The organism is Roseateles sp. GW821-FHT03B02 (assembly GCF_059421025.1).
The window spans coordinates 250730-264147 of sequence record NZ_JBWKUV010000005.1 but is presented as its reverse complement, the minus strand read 5'-3'; the positions used below and the strand labels follow the sequence as shown (position 1 = coordinate 264147).

General features: G+C 71.6%; 10 protein-coding genes. 8 read left to right on the top strand and 2 right to left on the bottom strand.

The features are described 5' to 3' along the window. Positions 1 to 58: 58 nt before the first annotated feature. Positions 59 to 1627 (top strand): ABC transporter substrate-binding protein, encoded by a 1569-nt coding sequence (locus AC07VX_RS15905; protein WP_493166382.1) that lies wholly within the window; start codon positions 59 to 61, stop codon positions 1625 to 1627. A gap of 162 nt (positions 1628 to 1789) precedes the next feature. Continuing rightward, complete coding sequence (locus tag AC07VX_RS15900) at positions 1790 to 3277, top strand: DEAD/DEAH box helicase (protein ID WP_493166383.1); 1488 nt, start codon at positions 1790 to 1792, stop codon at positions 3275 to 3277. A 135-nt stretch (positions 3278 to 3412) separates the two neighbouring features. On the opposite strand, the gene AC07VX_RS15895 is transcribed toward AC07VX_RS15900, so the two are convergent. Next, the gene (locus AC07VX_RS15895) at positions 3413 to 5644 is read right to left on the bottom strand and encodes a xanthine dehydrogenase family protein molybdopterin-binding subunit (protein WP_493166384.1); all 2232 of its coding nucleotides are present in this window, start codon (positions 5642 to 5644) and stop codon (positions 3413 to 3415) included. Between the two features lie 13 nt (positions 5645 to 5657). After that, complete coding sequence (locus AC07VX_RS15890) at positions 5658 to 6098, bottom strand: (2Fe-2S)-binding protein (RefSeq protein WP_493166385.1); 441 nt, start codon at positions 6096 to 6098, stop codon at positions 5658 to 5660. A gap of 83 nt (positions 6099 to 6181) precedes the next feature. Between AC07VX_RS15890 and AC07VX_RS15885 the strand changes: the two genes are divergently transcribed. Genes AC07VX_RS15885 through mnmC form a run of 6 tightly spaced genes read left to right on the top strand, consistent with a single transcriptional unit; the run spans position 6182 to position 13394 of the window. Beyond that, entirely contained in the window at positions 6182 to 7027 is an 846-nt protein-coding gene (locus tag AC07VX_RS15885) for a DUF6502 family protein (RefSeq protein WP_493166386.1), read from the top strand. Then, entirely contained in the window at positions 6999 to 8177 is a 1179-nt protein-coding gene (locus tag AC07VX_RS15880) for a DUF5666 domain-containing protein (protein ID WP_493166387.1), read from the top strand. The genes AC07VX_RS15885 and AC07VX_RS15880 overlap by 29 nt, the downstream gene beginning before the upstream one ends. A gap of 27 nt (positions 8178 to 8204) precedes the next feature. Next, on the top strand, positions 8205 to 8864 hold the full coding sequence (locus AC07VX_RS15875) for a Rossmann-fold NAD(P)-binding domain-containing protein (protein WP_493166388.1): 660 nt from the start codon (positions 8205 to 8207) through the stop codon (positions 8862 to 8864). Beyond that, positions 8861 to 10231: an MBL fold metallo-hydrolase RNA specificity domain-containing protein gene (locus AC07VX_RS15870; protein WP_493166389.1), complete on the top strand. Its 1371-nt coding sequence runs from the start codon at positions 8861 to 8863 to the stop codon at positions 10229 to 10231. The genes AC07VX_RS15875 and AC07VX_RS15870 overlap by 4 nt, the downstream gene beginning before the upstream one ends. Then, on the top strand, positions 10231 to 11526 hold the full coding sequence (locus AC07VX_RS15865; protein ID WP_493166390.1) for an MgtC/SapB family protein: 1296 nt from the start codon (positions 10231 to 10233) through the stop codon (positions 11524 to 11526). Before AC07VX_RS15870 ends, AC07VX_RS15865 begins: the two co-directional genes overlap by 1 nt. After that, positions 11523 to 13394: a bifunctional tRNA (5-methylaminomethyl-2-thiouridine)(34)-methyltransferase MnmC2/FAD-dependent 5-carboxymethylaminomethyl-2-thiouridine(34) oxidoreductase MnmC1 gene (gene mnmC, locus AC07VX_RS15860; RefSeq protein WP_493166391.1), complete on the top strand. Its 1872-nt coding sequence runs from the start codon at positions 11523 to 11525 to the stop codon at positions 13392 to 13394. The genes AC07VX_RS15865 and mnmC overlap by 4 nt, the downstream gene beginning before the upstream one ends. The last annotated feature ends 24 nt before the right edge of the window (positions 13395 to 13418 follow it).

The window sequence follows — 13418 nt, the reverse complement described above, 5'->3', positions numbered from 1 at the left end:
CCCGAGGAGGCCTGCGTTGCCTGCTATTGTCGCCGAGCCCGGGTTTTCAGGAAGTCAGATGCTCCGTCTTTTCGCCGTCCTGCTCGTTTTCGCTGCTGGATTCGCCCAGGCCCAGAGCCTGCGCTGGTCCAGCCAGGGCGACATGCAGACGACAGATCCGCACTCGCAGAACGAGGTCATGACCAACAGCCTGAACAACCAGGTCTACGAGACCCTGACCCGGCGCATGAAGGACGTGAGTGTGGGTCCGTCGCTGGCGACGGAGTGGACCCAGGTGACGCCGCTGATCTGGCGCTTCAAGCTGCGCCCGGGCGTGAAGTTCCATGACGGCTCGCCCTTCACGGCCGACGATGTGGTCTTTTCCATGCAGCGCCTGCGCGACCCGAACGCGCCGCAACGCGTCTATGCCAATGCGGTCGGCATCCCCAAGGCCGTCGACCCACTGACCGTCGTCTTCGCGCTGGACAAGCCCAACCCCATCGTGCCGGAGATGCTCACCACGCTCTACATCATGAATCGGCGCTGGTGCGAGGAGCACCGCGTGACGCGGCCGCTGGACTTCAAGAAGCAGGAAGAGTCCTATGCCAGCCAGAACGCCAACGGCACCGGCCCCTTCATGCTGGTGAGCCGCCAGCCGGGCGTGAAGACGGTCTTCAGGCGCAACCCGGCCTGGTGGAACAGGTTCGAGGGCAATCTGCAGGAATTCGTCTACCTGCCCATCGGCAACGATGCCACGCGCACCGCCGCCCTCATCTCCGGCGAAATCGACTTCGTCATCGACCCGCCGCCGCGTGACCTAGCCCGGCTGCGCACGCTGCCCCAGCTCAAGGTACTGGACGGCGAGGAGAACCGCCTCGTCTTCGTCGGCATGGACCAGGCGCGCGACAAGCTGCTGCACGGCCAGGCGCCGGGAGACCGCAATCCGTTGAAGGACGTGCGCGTTCGCCGGGCGATGTACCACGCCATCGACATCGAGGCCATCAAGACCAAGCTCATGAGCGGCTACTCGCTGCCTACCGGCGGCATCACCCCGTCGGCTCGTGGAGCCTACGGCGACGCCAGGCTCGAAACCCGCCTGCCCTACGACCCTGCGCTGGCTCGCAAGCTGCTGGCCGAGGCCGGCTACGCCGACGGCTTCGACATCACGATGGACTGCCCCAACAACCGCTACATCAACGACGAGCGCATCTGCATTGCGCTGGCCAGCATGTGGGCGCAGGTCAAGGTCAGGGTCAAGGTGAACGCGATCCCGCGCACGGTGTTCTTCCCCAAGGTCGAAAAGTTCGACACCAGCCTCTACCTCGCCGGCTGGGGCGGCGGCTCCACCGACGCCGAGATCATGCTGACGCCAGTGCTGCGCAACCGCGGCGAGCAGGGCGTGGGCGTGGCCAACTACGGCGGCATCGTCAACAACGAGGCCGACGCGCTGGCCGCCGCCTCCACCGTCGAGACCGACCCGAAGAAGCGCGAAGGCCTGATCAAGTCGGCGCTGCAGGCCTACCGCGACCAGGTCAACATCATCCCGCTGCACCGCCAGGTCATTCCCTGGGCCATGAAGCGCGAGGTCAGCATCCCGCATTCGCCCAACAACTGGGCAAACATGGACTGGGTCACGGTTTCGAAATAGTCCGCGCCGTCCCAGCCGTTAGAATGGCTCACCGCCGCGCTTCCAGTCTTGCGCGGCGTTCTCTTTTCAGCCCCTGCACGCTGCCCGCCCTGCCCGAAGACTGGCGCCGCCCCTGAGCGGCGCGGCAGGCGATGCGACCAGGCGTGCTCACTCCCTTTCTAGATGAGTTTCGATTCCCTCGGCTTGGCGGCTCCGCTGCTCAAGGCCATTGCTGACGCTGGCTACACCACCCCCACCCCCATCCAGGCCCAGGCAATTCCCGCCGTGCTGAACGGTGGCGACCTGATGGCCGGCGCGCAGACCGGCACCGGCAAGACCGCCGGCTTCACCCTGCCCATGCTGCACCGCCTGTCCACCGGCGAGAAGCTGCTGAACAAGCGCGGCAAGATCGCCATCCGCGCCCTCGTGCTGACGCCCACCCGCGAACTGGCCGCCCAGGTCGAGGAAAGCGTGCAGACCTACGGCAAGTACCTGCCGCTGAAGAGCATGGTCATGTTCGGCGGCGTCGGCATGCAGCCGCAGATCAACAAGCTGCGCGACGGCGTCGACATCCTCGTCGCCACGCCCGGCCGTCTGCTCGACCACGCGCAGCAAGGCACGCTGGACCTGTCGCAAGTGCAGATCCTCGTGCTCGACGAAGCCGACCGCATGCTCGACATGGGCTTCGTGCACGACATCAAGAAGGTGCTCGCGCTGCTGCCCGCCAAGAAGCAGAGCCTGCTGTTCAGCGCCACCTTCAGCGACGAGATCAAGAATCTCGCCGACCGCCTGCTCAATGCCCCGGCGCTGATCGAAGTGGCCCGCCGCAACCAGACCAACGACGCCATTGCGCAGAAGGTCCACCCGGTCGGCCGCGAGCGCAAGAAGGAACTGCTGGCCCACCTGATCAAGAGCGGCGACTGGCACCAGGTGCTAGTCTTCACGCGCATGAAGCACGGCGCCAACCGACTGACCGACTACCTGAATGACCAGGGCATCAGCGCCATGGCCATCCACGGCAACAAGAGCCAGGGCGCACGCACCAAGGCGCTGGCCGATTTCAAGTCCGGCGACCTGACCTGCCTGGTGGCCACCGACATCGCCGCCCGCGGCATCGACATCGACCAGCTGCCCCACGTCGTCAACTTCGAGCTGCCCAACGTGCCGGAGGACTATGTCCACCGCATCGGCCGCACCGGCCGTGCCGGCGCCCAGGGCGAGGCCGTGAGCCTGGTCTGCGTCGACGAGAACGGCTTCCTGCGCGACATCGAGAAGCTCATCAAGCGCGAGATCCCGAAGGAGATCGTGCCCGGCTTCGCGCCCGACCCCAACGAGCGTGCCGAGCCCATCGTGCTGGGCCGCACCGTGCTCAACCCCAACGGCAGCCGGGGCCGCAACCCCAACCCGCCGCAGCACGCCGGCCGTGGTGGCCGGCCGGGTGGCGGTGGTGGCGGTGGTGGTGGCCGAGGCGGCGACAGCCGCGGCGGCCAGCGCGATGGTGGCCGCCCGGGCGGCAAGCCGCAGGCCCACACCGGCCACGGCGGCGCCAAGCCTGCGCCCAAGCCGCATGCCCAGCACGCGCCGCGCTCGGCCTCCAGCCAGCCCAGCCGTGGCGATGGCAGCACGCCGCGCCACAACAACGGCCCGCGCCTGACCCAGCCCAAGCGCTGAGGCAGGACCGAGCGGAGCACTTGCGTGCTCTGCGACGCGGGTCGAAGGCCCAGCCGCATGCAGGCGGCCGGGCATGAGCGACCGATCGACGGCCCGCCCTCTTCGGAGCGCGGGCCGTTGCTTTTGCTGAGCGCCTCAGCCGTCGCCCATCGTGGCATCCGGGTAGAACGGCAGCGCCCTCACCCGCTTGCCGCTGAGCCGGGCCCAGGCGTTGGCCAGAGCCGGAGCAAGCGTCGGCACGCCGAGCTCGCCCACGCCACCCATCACGGCGCTGCGATCCAGCACCGCGGGCTGCGGCATCAGCTTCACCACCACCTGGGGCATCTCGCCGAGGCGAATCATCCGGTTGGTGTTGAAGTTCTTCCCCTGCGCCGCGCCATTGACGAAGGTCTGTTTGCCATAGAGCGCGGAATTCAGTCCGTGCACGACGCCGCCGATGAGCTGCGCCTCCACCGAATTCGGGTTCACCACCCAGCCGCAGTCGATGGCCAACCAGACCCGCGTCACCTTCGGGCCGGTCGTCGTCGCGCTGACCTCCACCACCTGGGCCACGATGGTGTTGAAGGCCGTGCCGATGGCGATGCCGCGCGCACGGCCTGCCGGCACCGTGCCGCCCCAGCCCGCGGCTTGCGCCGCTGCGTCCAGCACCGCCATCCAGCGCGAGTTCGTGAGGCGCGCACGGCGGTACTGGTAGGGGTCGGCACCGGCCGCCAGGGCCATCTCGTCGACCATGGACTCGACCGCGAAGGTGTTGATGGACGCGCCCACCGAGCGCCAGAAGCCCACCGGGATGCCCGCCGTGTGGCTCACCCACTCCGTCAGCCGCGCGCCGAAGTCATAGGGCAGCGCCTGCGAGGCCTCGTAGCCCTGGCTGTCCCCGGTCGCCGGCAGCGGCACGCCGCGCTGGCCGAGGATGGAGGGCGACACGTTGCGGTAGGTCCAACCCAGCACCTGGCCCGACTTGTTCAGCCCGGCTCGCACGCGCACCAGGGCCATCGGGCGGTACTGGTCGTGGGTGAAGTCCTCCTCGCGGGGCCACATCAGCTTGACCGGCTTCTGCACGGCCATGCCCACCTGCACGGCCTGGCTGATGAAGTCCTGCTCGGCCTTGCGCCCCAGGCCGCCGCCCAGGGCCGTCACGTGGATGGTCACCTGGGCCGCCGTCATGCCCGTCAGCGCCATGACCAGCGTCAGCGCTGACCGGGCCGACTGCGTCGGTGCCCACACCTCGCAGCCGACACCCGGCCGATAGTCCACCGTGCAGTTCAGCACCTCCATGCAGGCATGCGACACATAGGGCAGGCTGTAGGTCGCCTCCAGCTTCAGGTCAGCCGCGGCGATGGCGGCATCGGGCATGCCGCTGCTCTCCACCGTGTAGGCCGTACCCGGCCCATTGGCCGCACCGGCGACGTAAGGGGTCGCCGAGGTCATCAGAGCCTGGGCGTCGGCCATGAACTGCGCGCTGTTCAGCGCTGACGCATTCGCAGGCAGCGTCCAGTTGGGGCTGAGGCGCCTGGCGGCCTGCCAGGCATCCCAGGTCGTCGGGCCGACGACGGCCACGGCATTGACGTTGCCCACGGCCTCGAGCCCGCGCGCCGTGCCGGGCGCCACCTTGACAGGAACCACCGCGAGCGCGCCGCTGGGCAGCGCCGGCGTGGCCGCCAGCACGCCGCCGAACGTGGGGCAGTGGCGGATGGCGGCATAGACCATGCCGGGCCGGCGCACGTCGATGCCGTAGACCGTGCTGCCGTCCACCTTGGCCGGGATGTCGGCCCGCGGCAGTGACTTGCCGATACAGCGCAGTTGCGCGTCCGGCACCAATGGCGCCGAGGCCGGCACGGGCAGCGTCGCGGCGCGCGCGGCCAGCTGCGCGTAGGCCAAGCTGCGACCGCTGGGCAGATGGGTGACCACCGCTTTGGCCACCGCATAGTTGGCCCGCGTGGCGTCGCCCAGTTCCACCATGGCCGAGCTGACCAGCATCTCGCGGGCGATGGCGCCGGCGTCGCGCAGCCGCCAGAAGTTGTTGCGAGTGACGCTGGAACCCACCGTGTTGATGGCCACGCCCACCGGCGCCGGGCTGGCCAGCGACGGCGCCGCCGGCACGACGCGCACCTGGGTCGGGTCCACCATCAGGTCTTCGCACAGGATCTGGGCCAGGCCGGAGAACGAGCCCTGGCCCATGTCGGAGGCGCCGCTGGCCAGCGTGATGCTGCCGTCGCTGCCGATGGTCAGCCAGGCGTTGACGGCGGTGCTGGTGGCCGCCTCGGCCTTGCCGCCGAGCACCAGGCCCAGCGTCAGGCCGCTGCCGGCGGCGAGGAACTGGCGCCGGTCCAGGCCGGCGGCGGCTTCGGGAATGCGTGCGTTCATGGCTTCATTCCCCTCACAGCCCGGCCACGGCCGTCTTGATGCGCTGGTAGGTGCCGCAGACGCAGAGGTTGCTGACCTCGCTCGCGATCTCCGCGCCGTGATGACCGGCGTTCATCGCGCCCGCCACCTTCATCAGCATGCCGCTCTGGCAGTAGCCGCACTGCGGCACCTGGTGCAGCACCCAGGCCTTCTGCGCCGGATGGCTGCGGTCGGGCGACAGGCCCTCGATGGTCGTGATGCGCTTGCCCACGGCCGACGACACGTCCATGTCGCAGCTCTTCTGCGGTTCGCCGTTGACCCAGACGGTGCAGGCACCGCAGATCTCGATGCCGCAGCCGTACTTGGTGCCCGTCAACCCCAGCACGTCGCGCAGCACCCACAGCAGGGGCATCCCGGACGAACTGACGGTGACCTGCTGGTCCCGCCCGTTCACATTCAGCGTGTAACTCGGCATCGCGCGTCTCCTTCTCGCTTACGATTTCAAACAAATGCACAAATTGCGCATTTCATGGTGCGCGCTCAGAATTGACTCGTCAAATGGACAAACGTGATGAGTTGTTACTCCCCGCACTCGAGGCCCTCCTCGCGCCGTTGGCACGCCTGTGCGTGGACCACGGCCTGCCCCACGCGCCGGTGGAGGAACTGCTCAAGCGCGCCTTCGTGCGCGCCGCGCGCGACGCCCGGCAGGCCACGGGCGCCAGCGGGGCGCGCGACGTGAGCCAGGTCGCCGTCGCCACGGGCCTGAGCCGGCGCGAAGTGGCGCGCCTGAGTGGAGATATCGGCGAGTTCTGCCCGCTGCCCGCCCAGCACCCCAGCCCGGCCGGGCGCGCCTACGCGCACTGGATGACCCACCCCGACTGCGCCGGCCCCGACGGCCGGCCGCGCGCGCTTGCGCGCAGCGGCCCGGCGCCCAGCTTCGAGAGCCTGGCCCAGTCCATCACCCGCCACGTGCACCCGCGCAGCCTGCTCGACGAAATGCTGCGCCTGGGCCTGGTGCAGCTGTCGGACGACGGCCAGACCGTGCATTTCGTGCCTGACCGCGTCTCGCCCACGCAGGACGACGCACAGATGTTCGGCTTCCTCGGCGCCAACGTCGGAGACCACCTCGCCGCCGCCGCCGCCAACGTCGTGCACCGCGACCGCCGCCACTTCGAGCAGGCCATCTACGCCGACGAGCTGAGCGCGCATTCCGCCGGCGCTATTGCCGACCTCGCCCGCGCCCAGTGGGCGAGGCTGCGCGCCGAACTGATTCCCGAGCTGGAGCGCCTGATCGCCGCCGACCAGGCTGCCGGCCGTCCCGGCACCCACCGCGCCCGCCTGGGCCTTTTCACCTACAACGAACCGGAGCCCCACGATGAAGCGCCCCCCGCTGCCCAGCCTTGAAACCCCGCTGTCACGCCGCCACTGGCTGGCCCTGGCCGGCACCAGCGGCCTGGCGGCCTGCGGCGGTGGCGGTACGCTCACCGAGGAAGCCCCCAGCGCCCACCCGCTGGGCGTGGCCACCGGCGGCACGGGCCGCATCCAGAGTTTCCTGAGCGCCACCGTCACGGCCACCGCGCCGCTCACCGTCGGTGGCGTCAGCCTCGCCACCGGCGGCGCCACGCTGACCGACGGCGACGGCGCCACGCTGCGCGGCAGCGAGCTCGCCGAGGGCATGACCGCCCGCGTGCTGGCCGGCACCATCGTCGCCTCGTCCGCCCAGGCCTACTCGGTCATCGTCGACACCCAGCTCGTCGGCACCGCCACCTGGCTGGACAGCCGAACCCTGCTCGCGCTGGGCCAGCGCGTCAGCGTGCCGGCGAGCGCGCTGCGCGGCCCCGGCGCTGCGGGCGCGCCGGCCGACGTGCAGGTCTGGGGCCAGCTCGACCTGATCGCCGGCCGCATCGTCGCCTCGCGCCTGGAGCGCGCCCAGCCCAAGGACGCCCCCATGCTGCGCGGCCTGCTGAGCGCGCGCGGCAGCGACTGGCTGCAGGTCGGCCCGCTGCTGGCCCGCGCAGCGAATGCCTCGCTCATCCCCGCCGGCCTCGCACCCGGCGCCCTCGTGCGCCTCGTGCTCGGCGCACCGCTGGCCGACGGCAGCTGGCAGCTGCTGCAGGCCCGCGACGACGCACTGCGTCCGCCCGAGGGCCTGGCCGTTGAGCTGCAGGGCCGCATCACGCAGTTCACGTCGGCCCGCCAGTTCGCCCTCGACGGCGTGCCGGTGGACGCCAGCGGCGCACAGATCGAGGGCCAGGCCCAGTTGCAGGCCGGCGCCGTGGCCGAAGTGCATGGCCGCATGCACGACGGCGTGCTGGTCGCCACCGAGGTGGCTGCCGAGGCGCCCGAGCCGCTGGAGATCAGCGGCCGGCTGGCCGCGCTCGACACCGCTCAGCAGACCTTCATGCTCAAGGGCTGGCAGGTGCACTGGACGGCCGCCACCCGCTTCAGCGGCGGCAGCGCCGCGGGCCTGCGCAACGGCCGCAAGCTGGCCGTGAAGGGCAACTGGCTGCCCGGCGACAACGTGCTGATGGCCCTGCAGATCGCGCTGGAGTGACGCCGCCGCTGAGGCAAGATCGGGGGCATGAATCCCCCCGATCTGACATGGGTCGCGGGCGGCAGCGGCCTGGTTGGGCGTGAGCTGCTGGCCCAGCTTGACGACGCGCCCGTGCTGGCCCTCGTGCGCCGCCCGCTTGCCGGCCTGGCCGCCAGCGCCGCGCGCCGCGAAGCCGTCGTCGACCTGCTGCACCTGCCGGCCGATCTGCCCGCGCCCCGGCGCGTCTTCATCGCGCTTGGCACGACGATGGCCCAGGCCGGCTCGCAGGCCGCCTTCCGCGCGGTGGACTTGGACGCCGTCGTGGCCGTCGCACGCGCCGCCCGCGAACGCGGCGCCACGCATTGCGGCGTCGTCTCGGCCCTGGGCGCCGACGCGCGCTCCAGCGTCTTTTACAACCGCGTCAAGGGCGAGGCCGAAGCAGTCCTGATCGCCCTCGGCTTCGAACGCCTCGTCATCGCCCGCCCCTCCCTGCTCGACGGCCATCGCGAAGCCCTGGCCCAGCCGCGGCGCACCGCCGAGTCCTGGACGCTGCGCCTGCTGCGCCCCGTGGCCGGACTGATCCCGACCGCCTGGCGGCCCATCGCCGCCGAGCGCGTCGCCCGCGCGCTGAGGCTTGCGCTTTCGCAAGACGGCCCGGCCGTGCAGGTGCTCGAATCGCGCGCCATGCAGACCCTTGGAGTCCCATGAAAATCACCTTCCTCGGCGCCGCCGACACCGTCACCGGCTCCCGCCATCTCCTCACGCTGGGCGAGCAGCGCGTGCTGCTGGACGCCGGCCTCTTCCAGGGCTACAAGGCCCTGCGAGAGCGCAACTGGATGGCCCTCGGTGCCCCCGCCATGCAGCTCGACGCCGTGCTGCTGTCCCACGCCCACCTGGACCACTGCGGCTACCTGCCCGCGCTGCGCCGCCAGGGCTTCAAGGGCCCGATCTACGCCACCTCCGCCACACGCGACCTCTGCGAAGTCATGCTGCGCGACAGCGCCCATCTGCAGGAGGAAGATGCCCGCCGCGCCAACAAGGAGGGCAGCAGCCGCCACGAGAAGGCCCTGCCCCTGTACAGCGTGCGCGAGGCAGAGGCCACGCTCAAGCAGTTCGCCCCCCTGCCGCGAGACGGCAAGCTCAAGCTCGGCGCCACCGAGGTGCGATTCACGCCGGCCGGCCATCTGCTGGGCGCCAGCAGCGTCCATGTCAGCCATGCCGGCCGCTCGCTGCTGTTCTCGGGCGACATCGGCCGCGTCAATGACCTGCTGATGCCCCAGCCCCAGGTGCCGGCCGCGGCCGACATCGTGCTGATCGAATCGACCTACGGCAACCGCCTGCACCCGGCCCAGGACGCCCAGGCCCACCTCGGCCAGATCCTGCGCAACACCTTCAAGCGCGGCGGCTCCGTGCTGCTGCCCAGCTTTGCCGTCGGCCGCGCCCAGGCCCTGCTGCTGCTGCTGCAACGCCTGCGCAACGCGGGCGAGCTGCCGCTGGACGTGCCGATCTGGCTGGACAGCCCCATGGCCGAGCAGGCCACCGAGCTGACCGTCCAGCACGCCCGGCTGCTGCGCATCTCGGCCAGCGACGCCCGCAGCCTGACCGACCGCGTGCACTACGTCACCAAGCAGGCCCAGAGTCTCAAGCTCGCCGCCACGCTGGCCCAGGCCCGCGCCAAGCCCAGCATCGTCATCTCCGCCAGCGGCATGGCCACAGGCGGCCGGGTGCTGAACTACATCGAGACGATGGCACCCCAGGCCCGCCACCACATCGCCTTTCCCGGCTTCCAGGCCGGTGGCACGCGCGGCGCGCGCATGGTGGGCGGCGAGCGCGAGATCAAGGTGCGCGGCCGCTGGGTGCCGGTGAACGCCGAGGTCAGCCAGCTCGAAGGGCTTTCCGGTCATGCCGACGCCGACGGTTTGATGCAGTGGCTGCGCGCCCTGCCCCGGCCGCCCGAGCAGGTCTACGTCGTGCATGGCGAGCCGGCCGCCGCGGACGCGTTGCGCTGCCGCATCCAGGACGAGCTGGGCTGGGCGGTGCGCGTGCCCCAGCACGGCGAAACCGTCAGCTGGTGATGGACGGCCTCGGGCCGGCCTTCGGCGTCTCCAACGAACTGCTTACCGGCCTGACCGCCGCGCTCGGCAGCGGCCTGCTCATCGGGCTGGAGCGCGAGCGCAGCAAGTACCACGGCCCGCACCGCGAACCGGCGGGGCTGCGCACCTTCACGCTGGCCTCGATGGGCGGCGCGCTCGCGCAGGCCCTGGCCCTGCCGGGCCTTGTCGCCGTGGGCGCCGTGGCCATCACCGCGCTGGCCGGCGTCGCCTACGCCCGCGGCCGCGGCCGCGACCCTCACCTGACGACGGCGCTGGCCCTGCTGCTCACCTACCTGATCGGTGCGCTGTGCGTTACTGCACCGCTGCTCGGCGCGCCGGCCGCCGTCGTCATGACCGCCCTGCTCGCCGCCCGCACGCGGTTGCACCGTTTCGCCACCGAGGTGCTGCGCGAGGAGGAGCTGCACGATGGCCTGCTGCTTGGCGCGCTGGCCCTGGTGGTGCTGCCGCTGATGCCGCAGCAGCCGCTGCCCTGGCTCGCCGGCATGAAGGCGCATTCCCTGATGGGCCTGATGCTGCTGCTGCTGACGCTGCAGGCGGTGGGACATGTCGCGCTGCGCATGGCCGGGCCGCAGGCCGGGCTGGCGCTGTCGGGCCTGCTGTCGGGGCTGGTGTCCAGCACGGCCACCATCGCCGCCATGGGCACCAGGGCGCGCGCAGAGCCGGGCCTGCGCATGGCCTGCGCGGCTGGCGCGGTGATGTCCACCTGCGCCACCTGGCTGCAGGCCGAGGCCATGCTGTTTGCGCTGGCGCCGCAGGCCGCGCTGGCCGTTCTGCCGGTCGCGCTATTCGGCATCGCTCTGTGCGGCGGCCTGGGCTGGCTGCTGGCCCGCCGCTCGCACCGGCTGGAGCAGGACGGCCATGCCAGCAGTTCCCAGGTTGCCAACCGCCGCGGGCCGCTGCGGCTGCGCGAGGCGCTGCTGCTGTCGCTGATGCTGAGCGCCGTGGCCGTGGCCGTGAGCTGGGGCCGCGAGCATTTCGGCGCCTCCGGCCTCTACGGCGCCGTCGCGCTGGCCGCCTTTGCCGACGTGCACGCACCCATCGCCTCGCTGGCGGGCCTGCAGGCCGCCGGCAGCATCACCATCCACCAGGCCTTGCTCGGCCTGCTGCTGGCCTTCGCCTGCAACAGCGCGACGCGCAGCATCGCCGCCGTGGTCGCCGGCGGCTGGCGTTTCGCGCGCTACATCATCCCGGCGCTGGCCCTGCCGCTGCTGCTGGGCACGGGCCTGGCTGCGGCGCTGCACGGCGGCCTGGCATGACGCTGGCCGTCCCCCCGGCCGAGGTCGACTTCTCCGACCCGGCGGCGCCGGCGTCGCCCGCCTACGGCGACGTCTACCACTCGCGCGCCGGTGCACTGGCCCAGTCCCGCCACGTGTTCGTCGACGGCAACGGCCTGCCGGGTCGCTGGCAGGGGCGCGCGCGCTTCGTCGTGCTGGAGACGGGCTTCGGCCTGGGCAACAACTTCCTCGCCACCTGGGATGCCTGGCGGCAGGACGCGGCACGCTGCGAGCGCCTGGTCTTCGTCAGCGTCGAGAAGCATCCGCTGCGCAGGGAAGACCTCGCGCGGGCCCACGCCGACAGCCCTCTGGCCGAGCTGGCCGCGCAGCTCGTCGAGCGCTGGCCTCCGCTGACCTCGGGCCTGCACGCGCTGAGCTTCGAGACCGGCCGCGTCGAGCTGCTGCTGGGACTGGGCGATGCGCGTGAGCTGCTGCGCGAACTGGTCCTGACGGCGGATGCGCTTTATCTAGACGGCTTCGCACCGCAGCGCAACCCGGAACTGTGGGACGAGTGGCTGCTGAAGAGCCTCTCGCGCCACGCCGCTCCCGGCACGACGGCCGCAACCTGGAGCATCAACCGTTCGATGCGCCGTGCGCTTGCTTCACTCGGCTTCGAGGTCGGACTGGCCCCTGGTTTTGCCAACAAGCCGGAGATGACCGTCGCCCGCTTCGCGCCACGCCACCTGCCGCAGCGGCCCCCAGGCCGCGAGCCGCTGGCGCCGCAGGCCCGCCGTGCCGTCATCGTCGGCGCCGGACTCGCGGGCGCCGCCTGCGCGCTGGCCCTGGCACGCGAGGGTGTGGCCTGTGCCGTCATCGACGCCCTGCCCGCGCCGGCCCAGGCCAGCTCGGGAAACCCTGCCGGACTCTTCCACGGTACCGTCAATCCGGACGATGGCCCTCACGCCCGCTTCAACCGCGCCGCGGCCCTGGCCACGCAGGCCCGGCTGGCCGAGCTGAGCCTGCCGTACCAGCGCGGCCTGCTGCGGCTGGAGACCCGGCTGGCGCATGAATCCATGCAGGGCGCGCCCGGCTATGTGGAGCCACTGTCCGCCCACGCGGCGGCGGCCCTGGCCGGCACCGCCCTGGCCAACCCGGCCTGGTTCTATCCCGGCGGCGGTGCGCTGGCCCCTGCCGACTACACGCGGGCCATGCTGGCCGCGAGCGGGGCCGAGTTGAGGCTGGGCAGCGCGGTGGCGGCGCTGCGCGAAGGACCTGAAGGCTGGCAATTGCTGAGCGCCGGCGGCAAGATCATCGACAGCGCCCCCCTGGTCGTGCTCGCCGGCGGCCACGGCCAGTTGCCGCTCCTCGGCGCCCTGGCGAACCTGGCGCAGGACCTCGTCGTGCAGCGCGGCCAGATCAGCCACCTGCCCGCCGCCCCCTGGTGCCCAGCCGTGCCGATGGCCGGCGAGGGCTACGCCATCGCCGACGGCCAGGGTGGCCTGTGGTGCGGCGCCACGACGCAGGACGACGACCTCGACCCCGCGCTGCGCGAGGCCGACCAGGCCGACAACTTCGCCCGCTACGCGCGCCTGGGCGGCCTGGCCGAGGTGCCCCGTGCCGCGCTCGCCGGCCGCGTCGGCTGGCGGCTGCTGACGCCCGACCGCCTGCCGCTGATCGGCGGCCTGGCAACACCTGGCCCCCTGGCCGAGCAGCTGCGGCTGCAGCCGCGCCGCGCGGGCCTGGTCGTCTGCACCGCATTCGGCTCGCGCGGCATCGGCTGGGCGGCGCTGGCCGGGCAGTTGGTAGCGGCCCTCGCCCTGGGTGGGCCGCGGCCGCTGGAAGCCGACCTGCTGGACGCCGTCGACCCGCTGCGCTTCGCGTTGCGACGCCAGCGCCGGCCCGGTCGCTGACCCAGGCTTCGCGCAACTATTGCC

Excerpts from the sequence above, each read along its gene's own strand:
- AC07VX_RS15905 (WP_493166382.1), top strand. The coding sequence starts at position 59 with ATGCTCCGTCTTTTCGCCGTCCTGCTCGTTTTCGCTGCTGGATTCGCC.
- AC07VX_RS15900 (WP_493166383.1), top strand. The coding sequence starts at position 1,790 with ATGAGTTTCGATTCCCTCGGCTTGGCGGCTCCGCTGCTCAAGGCCATT.
- AC07VX_RS15895 (WP_493166384.1), bottom strand. The coding sequence starts at position 5,644 with ATGAACGCACGCATTCCCGAAGCCGCCGCCGGCCTGGACCGGCGCCAG.
- AC07VX_RS15890 (WP_493166385.1), bottom strand. The coding sequence starts at position 6,098 with ATGCCGAGTTACACGCTGAATGTGAACGGGCGGGACCAGCAGGTCACC.
- AC07VX_RS15885 (WP_493166386.1), top strand. The coding sequence starts at position 6,182 with ATGGACAAACGTGATGAGTTGTTACTCCCCGCACTCGAGGCCCTCCTC.
- AC07VX_RS15880 (WP_493166387.1), top strand. The coding sequence starts at position 6,999 with ATGAAGCGCCCCCCGCTGCCCAGCCTTGAAACCCCGCTGTCACGCCGC.
- AC07VX_RS15875 (WP_493166388.1), top strand. The coding sequence starts at position 8,205 with ATGAATCCCCCCGATCTGACATGGGTCGCGGGCGGCAGCGGCCTGGTT.
- AC07VX_RS15870 (WP_493166389.1), top strand. The coding sequence starts at position 8,861 with ATGAAAATCACCTTCCTCGGCGCCGCCGACACCGTCACCGGCTCCCGC.
- AC07VX_RS15865 (WP_493166390.1), top strand. The coding sequence starts at position 10,231 with ATGGACGGCCTCGGGCCGGCCTTCGGCGTCTCCAACGAACTGCTTACC.
- mnmC (WP_493166391.1), top strand. The coding sequence starts at position 11,523 with ATGACGCTGGCCGTCCCCCCGGCCGAGGTCGACTTCTCCGACCCGGCG.